This window comes from Microbulbifer sp., from assembly GCF_036563125.1.
Classification (GTDB): domain Bacteria; phylum Pseudomonadota; class Gammaproteobacteria; order Pseudomonadales; family Cellvibrionaceae; genus Microbulbifer.
In genome coordinates, this window is sequence record NZ_DATCMV010000007.1 from 1 (window position 1) to 9,644 (window position 9,644).

The 9,644-nt window shown below is 60.1% G+C and carries 7 protein-coding genes; 6 read left to right on the forward strand and 1 reads right to left on the reverse strand.

Features of this window, described 5'->3' with window-relative positions:
• From VIL80_RS00490 to VIL80_RS00510, 5 genes are all read left to right on the forward strand, one after another.
• Nucleotides 1–568, forward strand: a 568-nt coding sequence (locus VIL80_RS00490; RefSeq protein ID WP_332034206.1) for an AAA family ATPase, incomplete at its 5' end; no start/stop codon positions are given.
• A 70-nt stretch (nt 569–638) separates the two neighbouring features.
• Complete coding sequence (locus VIL80_RS00495; RefSeq protein ID WP_332034207.1) at nt 639–1,016, forward strand: gamma-butyrobetaine hydroxylase family protein; 378 nt, start codon at nt 639–641, stop codon at nt 1,014–1,016.
• A 169-nt stretch (nt 1,017–1,185) separates the two neighbouring features.
• Nucleotides 1,186–3,033, forward strand: a complete 1,848-nt coding sequence (locus VIL80_RS00500) for a PhoX family protein (RefSeq protein WP_332034208.1) — start codon at nt 1,186–1,188, stop codon at nt 3,031–3,033.
• 196 nt (nt 3,034–3,229) lie between these two features.
• Complete coding sequence (locus VIL80_RS00505) at nt 3,230–4,813, forward strand: Aq_1262 family (lipo)protein (RefSeq protein ID WP_332034209.1); 1,584 nt, start codon at nt 3,230–3,232, stop codon at nt 4,811–4,813.
• A gap of 93 nt (nt 4,814–4,906) precedes the next feature.
• Nucleotides 4,907–6,463: an alkaline phosphatase gene (locus VIL80_RS00510; protein WP_332034210.1), complete on the forward strand. Its 1,557-nt coding sequence runs from the start codon at nt 4,907–4,909 to the stop codon at nt 6,461–6,463.
• A 39-nt stretch (nt 6,464–6,502) separates the two neighbouring features.
• Here the strand turns inward: VIL80_RS00510 and VIL80_RS00515 are convergent, their stop codons facing one another.
• Nucleotides 6,503–8,017: an N-acyl-D-amino-acid deacylase family protein gene (locus VIL80_RS00515; RefSeq protein ID WP_332034211.1), complete on the reverse strand. Its 1,515-nt coding sequence runs from the start codon at nt 8,015–8,017 to the stop codon at nt 6,503–6,505.
• 248 nt (nt 8,018–8,265) lie between these two features.
• Here VIL80_RS00515 and VIL80_RS00520 point away from each other — a divergent pair.
• Nucleotides 8,266–9,644, forward strand: a 1,379-nt coding sequence (locus tag VIL80_RS00520; RefSeq protein WP_332034212.1) for a diaminopimelate decarboxylase family protein, incomplete at its 3' end; no start/stop codon positions are given.

Here is a 9,644-nt window from a genome sequence, read left to right on the forward strand (position 1 = left end):
TATCGATGAGATCGACAAGGTCGCCAAGCGTCAGGGCAACAGCGGCGCTGACGTCTCCCGCGAAGGTGTGCAGCGCGACCTGCTGCCACTGATCGAAGGCTGCACCGTTACCACCAAGTACGGCATGCTCAAGACCGACCATATCCTGTTTATCGCTTCCGGTGCGTTCCATCTGGCCAAACCTTCCGACCTGATTCCGGAACTGCAGGGCCGTCTGCCGATTCGCGTGGAACTGAGTTCACTCACCTCCAATGACTTCCAGCGCATTCTCACCGAGCCCAGCGCCTCGCTCACCGAACAGCAGAAAGCGCTTCTCGCCACCGAAGGTGTGGACCTGAGCTTCACCGAGGACGGCATCCGTCGCATCGCGGAAGTGGCCTACGATGTGAATGAATCCACCGAAAATATCGGTGCGCGCCGCCTGCACACCGTACTTGAACGGCTGCTGGAGGAAATTTCCTTTGCCGGTGGTGATGGTGACACCAGCGTGACCGTCGATGCCGCCTATGTGGATAAATATCTGGGCGAACTGAGTAAAGACGAAGATCTCTCGCGCTTTATTCTCTGATCCATTCTTTTTCGATACACATATGGGCCGCACTACGCGGCCCGTATGTCGTAAATTTCCGGATTAAATCATGTCCGCCCCGAAAAAAATTCGCCTCGACAAGGCCGGTAAAAAACTCATCCTAAACTACGCCGATCGAGAATTCGAACTGCCGGCGGAATACCTGCGGGTCTATTCCCCCAGTGCAGAGGTGCGTGGTCACGGTGTCGGTGATGGAACCCTGGTCAGCGGAAAAATACATGTGGGCGTGGAAAAGATTGCGTCCGCCGGCCGCTACGCGCTGCAGATATTTTTCGACGATGGCCACGACAGTGGTATTTACACCTGGGCTTACCTGCGTGAACTGTGCGATACCCGCACGGAAAAGTGGCAGAGTTATCTCGAGCGCCTGCAGCGGGAAGGCAAGGGCCGCGACCCGGACGAGTGTGCAGTGAAGTTTATCGGTTAATTGAAAAAAATATTTCACGCATCCCGCCATTTTTCCGAGTGTGACCGGAATCCCGATTCACATAAACTTCATCCATCCTTCACAGTGGCAGGCTCATCTGTCACGTCCCTGTCACCTCTGGTCGTTTAAATCCCCGGCGCAAAATATTTTTAAGCTTGGGGCTTACACAATGATTCCGTTCTCAAAAACACCGCTGGCTTTGAAGCTTGGGGTTATTCTCGCTGCCTTTGCACTGATTCCCGCCTGTAGTGACGACAACCACCGCAATGAGCCGGAAGTCGAAGTGCCGATGCCGGATCCCGATGATGGCACGGGCGAAACACCAGTGCGCACCCTGAGTTTTACCGGTGTGGCGACCCCCAGTACCGACCAGGAAAAGCGCCAGATTATGGCTGCACCGAAAGTGGCAGTGGATGGCGAAGAGTACGAGATTGGCTTCCACACGCTGTTGCGTTCTGGCGACGTGGTAAATGGCAATGTGACTTTCGGACTGCTGGTGGACGCCGCCGGCCAGGCACTGTACGACGACGACGGCATGATCAAAGTGACCGACGCCAACGAGCACACCTCGCTGCTGCCCATCGGCGACCGCCTGTTCTCCGTATCGCAGATGGAAACCCGCCCCGGTGCCATGTTCCTGATGGAACTGGATCAGGATGCAACTACTGGAGAACTCAGCCCCAAAGAGCTGTGGCAGATAGACCAGTCCGGCGTTGACGGTGGCTGGGTGCACTGCGCCGCTTCTGTTACGCCGTGGAATGCACACCTGGCCTCCGAAGAATACGAGCCGGACGCCCGCAGCCTGCCCACCAGTGTGGAAACGGCAGCAGACGGCTACTCCGCGACCATGCTGGAGTATTACGCCGATCCCAGCCAGTGGAACCCCTATTTCTACGGCTGGAATATCGAGATCAATGTAAACGCCGAGGGCGATGCGGCACCCACTACCGAGCTGACCAAGCACTACGCCATGGGGCGCCTGGCGTTCGAGCTGTCCTACGTGATGCCCGACAGCAAAAGCGTTTACATGACCGACGACGGCACCAACGTTGGTTTGTATATGTTTATCGCCGATACCGCCGGTGACCTGAGCGCGGGTACCGTCTACGCCGCCAAGTGGAACCAGACTTCCGCCGAAGGCTTGGGTGCTGCCGACCTGGAGTGGGTATCCCTGGGCCATGCCACCGACGCCGAGATCGACGCCGCTGTGCACGGTGCCGATGGTGTCCCCGCGATTACCTTCAGCGATATTTTTGAAGTGGACGCCGAAGGCTGTATCGATACCGCGACCAACGGCAACAAGGAATGTCTTAGCCTGAAGCCGGGCATGGAAAAGATCGCCTCGCGCCTGGAAACCCGGCGTTACGCCGCACTCATGGGTGCCTCCACCGAATTCCGCAAGGAAGAAGGCATCACCTTTGATCCGGCCGGGAGCAAGCTGTACCTGGCGATGAGTGAAGTGGGCAAGGGAATGACCGATGGCGCTGGCGATGTGCAGATTGCCGAAGCCAACGCCTGTGGTGCGGTGTACCAGCTGGACGTTGCCGCAGACAGTGAGATCGGTTCCGATTACGTTGCCACCAACATGTACGGCCTGATCGGTGGTATTCCCACGCAATACGCTGCAGACAGCGCCTTCGCCGGCAATACCTGCGATGTCGACGCCATCGCCAATCCGGACAACGTCACCTTCATCACCGGTTACAACACCCTGGTCATCGGTGAGGACACCGGCTCCGGTCACCAGAACGATGTGATCTGGTCCCTGAACCTGGACGAGGTCGACGCTGCGGATTCCACCGGCGGCCTCACCCGTATCCAGACCACGCCCTACGGCTCTGAAACCACCTCGCCCTACTGGTACCCGAACATCAATGGTTTTGGTTACCTGATGAGCGTGGTGCAGCATCCCTACGGCGAATCCGACGGCGACAAGCTGGCACCCGGCTCGCTGGAGCACCGTGCCTACACCGGTTACGTCGGTCCCTTCCCGGCCATGGATGTAAGCGCGGAGTAATTCCTCGACGCTCTCTCTGCCAGAACCCTGAATTGATTTCCTGGGGTTCTGGCTTTCCTGTTTTTCGAATCAGCTTTTTTGAGTCAGAGTTATGCGTGCTTCCTTTTTCGCGGCGCTCGCCGTCGCCATGATTTGCGGGCAAACTTTTTTCGGTGTACCTGCGCAGGCAAAAGAGCCGGAAAGTGCAGCAAAAAATTTGGGCCGCCTCTATCTGTCGAATCCCGCGGCCGTCACCCCGCCCCAGTGCTACACCAAAACCGAGAATACTGCGGGGCCAGCGAGTAATCCCTGCTACGTCTGCCACACCAATGGCCAGGCCCCGAATTTCACTAACGATCTCGACCTGCAACTGGTGTACGACTTCGCCGAACCCGCGCGACAGAATCGCTGGCACAACCTGTTCAAGGATCGCAGTGAATATCTCGCATCGGTGAGCGACAAAACCATTCTCGATTATGTGCGTGAGGACAACTATCGTGCGCAGGATCGCAGCATTCCACTCGCGCAAACGCTTGCGCAGAAATTGCCGGCGCACTGGGATGGCAATCGCAACGGTACCTGGGATGGCTATGTGCCGGATGTGGAATTTGCATTCGACAGCGAAGGTTTTGACCGCGATGGCAACGGTAATTTTACCGGCTGGCGTGCGCTGGCCTATACGCCGTTTCCCGGCACGTTTTTTCCCACTAACGGTTCCACCGACGACGTGCTGATTCGTCTGCCGGAAATGTACCGCAACAGCGAGAGCGGTAATTACAGCAGCGCGGTTTACCGGGTAAATCTCGCCATCGTTGAGGCACTGATCAAGCGCGCGGATGTCGCGATCGCCGCGGTGGATGAAAAAACTCTCAAGGTCGATCTCGACAAAAACGGTGAACTCTCGACCGCGACAAAGGTTGCCTATGACTGGGCACCGCGGGAGCAGCGTTTCATGTCCTACGTGGGTGCCGCGCGCCTGGCCCAGCTGCGCGACAAGGCACCGCTGTCCGCCGGCGCCTATCCACTGGGTACCGAATTCCTGCACAGCGTGCGCTACCTCGATGTGGGCGCCGACGGCCAGGTGAGCATGGCGCCGCGCATGAAAGAGCTGAGATACGCGCGCAAGGTGCGCTGGGTCAATTATTTCCAGCACCGCGAACTCGCCGCCAATGAACTCAAGGAAGCGCACGATTTTCCCGACCGCCTCGAGCCGGTGGTGGGGGATATAGAACGCGGTGTCAGCAATCGCCGCGGCTGGCGCTACAGCGGTTTTATCGAAGATGCGCACGGCGCGTTGCGCCCGCAGTCGTTTGAGGAGCTCGCCACCTGCACTGGCTGCCACGGTGCCATCGGCGCCAATGTTGATGGCAGTTTCGCCATGAGCCGCAAACTGGAGGCGTCGGACAGTTTCCAGCGCGGCTGGTACCACTGGACCCAGCGGCCGCTGGTGGGGATACCCGAACCGCGGCGGCAAGATGGTCAGGGGGAATACGCGTTTTACCTGCAGCAGGTGGGCAACGCCGACGAGTACCGCTCCAATACCGAGGTACGCGCGCGCTTTTTCACGGAAGATGGCAGTTTGAAAAGCGCCATGCTCGAGCGCCTGGCCGCCGACATCAACACCCTGATCATGCCCTCGCCCCGTCGCGCGCTGGATCTGAACAAGGCCTACCGCGCCATCGTCGAGGAGCAGAGCTTCCAAGAGGGCCGCGACGCGGTGCTGGGGCCCAGAGACAACTTCCTGCGGCAAGTGCGCGAGGGGCAGGAGACCGGGGTGCAAGAGGTGGTCTCCTACCGCTGACGGCCGCGGGCAAGGAGGTGGTCGTCGCCGACGTCACCATTCTGTAATATCTCCCCCGTCTAATTGGCGCCATTCTTTGCCCGGGAGAACTCCATGATCCGCACATCCATTGGCGCGGCACTCGCCGCCGCGCTTACCGCCGCCACACTTTCGGCTTCTGTAAGCGCCGAAGGCCTGTCCGCCAGCCAGCGCAACAGCCACTGGTTCAGCGAAGCCCAGGACCGCCTGCAACAGGCGGCGCAGGTGAAAATCAACAACAAGCGCGGTGCCGCGAAGAATGTGATCCTGTTTATCGGCGATGGCATGGGTATCTCCACGGTGACCGCTGCGCGGATTCTCGCCGGCCAGCAGCAGGGCTTGTCTGGTGAGGAATACCTGCTCAGCTTCGAGAAGATGCCGTTCGCCGGCCTGATCAAAACCTACAACACCAACCAGCAGACCCCGGACTCCGCCGGTACCGCCAGCGCGCTGATGAGCGGCGTAAAAACCAAGGCCGGTTTTATCGGTGTGGATGAGAGCGTGACCCGCGGCGACTGTAAGGCGAGCCTGGAACACCCGCTGACCACCGCGCTGGAACTGGCGGAAGGCCGTGGCAAAGCCACCGGTATCATCAGTACCGCGCGCATTACCCACGCTACCCCCGCCGCCACCTTCGCCAAGGTGCCGGAGCGCGACTGGGAATACAAAGCCCCGCAAGGTTGCGTCGATATCGCCGCGCAGCTGGTGGCGATGCCGGTGGGCGACGGTATTGACGTGATCATGGGCGGCGGTCGTCGCGGCTTCCTGCCCGCGGACGTCACCGACCTGGAAGGCGCCGCCGGCAAGCGCGAGGACGGCCGCAACCTGGTAAGCGAGTGGCAGAACCGCTACGGCAAGAATGGGGTGTATATCGAGGATCGCGCTGGTTTCGACAAGATCGACAGCAAAACCACCGGCAAACTGCTGGGCCTGTTCCAGCCGTCGCACATGCGCTACGAGTCAGACCGCGGCAATGACAAGGCCGGTGAGCCCTCCCTGAGTGAGATGACCGCCAAGGGCATTGAGTTGCTGAATCGAGACAGGGACGGCTACTTCCTGATGGTGGAAGGCGGCCGTATCGACCACGGCCACCACGCGGGTAATGCCTACAACGCACTGCACGATGCGGTGGAGTTCGCCAAGGCGGTGCAGGTCGCCATGGACAAGACCGATGCGAAAGACACCCTGATCATTGTCACCGCGGACCACAGTCACACCTTCACCATTGCCGGCTACCCCACCCGCGGCAACCCGATCCTCGGCAAAGTGGTGAGCAATGACGCGCGCGGCGAGCCGATGAAAACCCCACAGTTGGCCGCGGATGGCAAGCCCTATACCACCGTTGGCTACGCCAATGGCCAGGGATTTGCCGACCTCGGTGAAGAGACCAACTCCGACATTCGCGAGGACGCACATACCCACGCGGGACGCGCCGACATCACCAAGGTGAACACGCAGAACCCCGGGTATTTCCAAGAGGCTATGGTGCCGACATCGGGTGAAACCCACGGCGGTGAGGATGTGGGCATCTGGGCGCGCGGCCCTGGCTCACAATTGCTGTCCGGCACTCACGAGCAGAACTATGTGTTTCATGTGATGGCGCATGCGGGCGGGTTGTTGCCCCGCAGATAAGATCGAATGTGGGCCGCACGGCGCATTCGCTGTGCGGTCTCAGCGCCTGATGATCACACCCGCCGGCGCTCCGGTCACCGCGTCATCCCGGTACACCGCTACGCCATTGACCCATACGCTGGATATACCTGCGGAAGCCAGTCCCGGTTTTTCTATGCTGGCGCGGTCGATGATCCGTTCCGGATCAAACAGCACCAGGTCGGCGTAATAACCGGGGCGAATCTGGCCGCGTTGCCGAATGCCCATGTGCTGGGCGGCGAGGCCGGTGGCCTTGTGTATCGCGCGCGCAAGGTCGAGGGCGTTTTGCTCGCGCACATAGCGGCCCAAAATGCGGGGAAAGCTGCCGATACCGCGGGGGTGCCCGTCATTCAGCGCGCCGTCGGAGCAAAAATTGCTGTGCTCCCAGGTGATGAACCGCTCGACATCTGCCTCGCTCATACTGACCCCCACGACCTGCTGGCCATCGAACTCGGGGCTGTACTCCCCGGCCAGGCGGAGCAGCCACAGATAAGTGACGGCTGGCTTCTCGCGGCGTGAGGCGGCGATCTCCGCAATGGTTTTCCCGACGAATTCCGGGCGTGCATCAAACTGGGTGATGTGCATGCCATCGGCGGTGGTGAGCTCGCTGAGCGCGTACTCCGCGGCGGCGAGGTCATCAAAGTTGCGCTCCGGAAACAGCACGGTGAGCGTGGACTGCCAGTAGGTGTAGGGGTAAATGTCGGCGCTGACGTCGATGCCCGTGCGCCGGGCGGCGTCGAGGCGAGCCAGCACTTTGTCGGCCTGCCCCCACAGTGACAGCGAGCCGAGCTTGATGTGCGAGACCTGCACCGGCAGTTTCGCCTGCTCACCGATGGTCAGCAGTTCCTCCAGTGCCTCCCAGAAATGCCGATCCTCGCTGCGCAGATGGCTGGCATAGCGCCCGCCCGCAGACGCGGCAATCCCGGCCAGCGCCAGCACCTCGCCCGTGCTGGAATAGATCCCGGGGTCGTATTCGAGTCCGGTGGACAGGCCCAGTGCGCCGGCGTCCATGTCGGCTTGCAGCAGTTCCTGCATTTTGCGGATCTCTTCGACACTGGCCTCGCGCTCGGCGAGGCCCATCACTTTCTCCCGCAGTGTGTTGTGGCCGGAATAACTGGCGATATTGACGCTCACCGGGTGCTGCTGGCGGTGGGCAAAATACTGCGCGAGCGGCAGCTCGTCCGGGGAACTGCCGTCCTGCCCTACCACAATGGTGGTGATGCCCTGGCTGATGGCTTCGGCCGCTGCGGGCGCGTCGTCAATGCCGATTTCGTGGTGTGAGTGTGTATCGATAAAACCCGGTGCCAGCACCAGCCCTTCCGCATCAATGACGCGGTCGCCGGGTCGCGGTGTTATGTCGCCCACGGCGGAAATGCGGTCGCCGTCAATCTTGACCGAGGTGACGACCCCGGGGGCACCGGAGCCGTCAAACACCGTGGCGTCCCGGATTATTGTGCCGGCAAACGTGGGTGCAGCAGCGAATACACAGGGGAGGCAGGCCAGGATGGCGACAGCGCGCAGGAATGTTGTGATCAAGGTTCGGCGTCTCCGCGCACGCGGGAATCCAGCGTGCTGTTTTTTTATTGAAATTGGTGGAAGTACCGCGTCCGCTCGATAGTAGGTCCAATACCCACGCCGGACAAGCATCCCGGGAGTTCCGTTGCGGGGCAGCGCACGTGCGAAGTCGATAGCTCGGGTCGTCGATAGGTTGCTAAGATCGGGGAAATACACAGGCCGTGGCCTGGCGAATCCGAAACCTAAGCGCTCGCGATGAGAACAAAAAAATGAAAGAAGCCGCCGCACTGTATCCCTGGGGCAGAAACGATTATCTCGCCAGCCGAGATGGGCAGCTGCACATTGATGGTGTCGACATCAACGTGCTGGTTGAGCAATACGGTTCGCCTCTGTACGTCTTTTCCGAGCGGCAGCTCCGTAGTAACGCCGAGAGCATTCTGGATCATTTCCGCCGGGAGCATCGGAAGACCACGGTGTGTTTCGCCAGCAAGGCCAACGCGAATATCGCGGTGCTGCAGGTGTTCAGGGCCGCCGGTCTCTCCATCGAAATTAATTCGGGAGGCGAATTTCACAAAGCCATCACCGCAGGTTTTCAGCCCGGGGATATTGTCTTTAATGGCGTCGCCAAACTTGTAGAGGAGCTGCGCACGGTCATTGCGGCGGGAATCAAGGCGATCAATGTGGATTCGCTGACCGAGCTCAAGCGTATTCTCGCGGTGGCGCAGGCGCTCGGGCAGCGCGCCAATGTAACCCTGCGTATTGTCCCCGAGATAAAGGGCGGCGCCGCAGCGGGCTGGGAAACCGGCACATCGGACTCCAAGTTCGGGATGACCCGAGCGGAGCAGCGCGAGGCGATCGCGCTGATCCGGGAAAATGTTTCCTTTCTCAAGATGACCGGTATTCACGCGCACATCGGTACACAGGTAACCGATATCGGTGCCTACCAGAGGGAGGCCGAATTCCTCATCGCATACTTCAGGGAAGTCAGCGCGCTGCTGCCCTACCCCCTGGAACATATCAACCTCGGTGGCGGCTTTCCGAAAAATTACAGCAGTTCCGAAGAAAACTGGCGCACGACCTCCGGGCATTACCAGGGTAAATACTGCACCGGCGTAGACTTCGAGGTGCTGGCGCAGGCCCTGATTCGGCCCATCAGTGAGTCCCTCGGTGAGGGCGTGGAAATCGTTGTCGAACCGGGTCGCAGCATGGTGAGCGATACCGGTGTTTTGCTTACCCGCATCGAGGCGCAGAAACAGCGCAACCAGCAGGCGATGTATTATCTGGACGCCGGCTACAGCGTGCTGTTCGACGCGTTTATCGGCTGGTATTTCCATATGATAAATGCCAATCGCGCCGACGATGTCGACACCCAACGGTGCAAGGTGGTCGGGCCTCTGTGCGACAGCAGTGACGTCTACTACGACATCGAGGGCGAAGGGTATGTGAAGACGCTGTTACAGCAACAGCCGGAGCTACGTGCACACCAGTCGGTGCTTGAGCAGGTTTTGGTGCATCAACCAGGGTTGCGAGAACTGCCTGCTGCCACGGAGCTCGGGGATGTGCTGGCGCTGTTCGACGTGGGCGCCTATGCGCTGGAGATGATGAACGACTACTGCGGCCGGCTGTCCGCGGCGGCGGTGATGGTGGA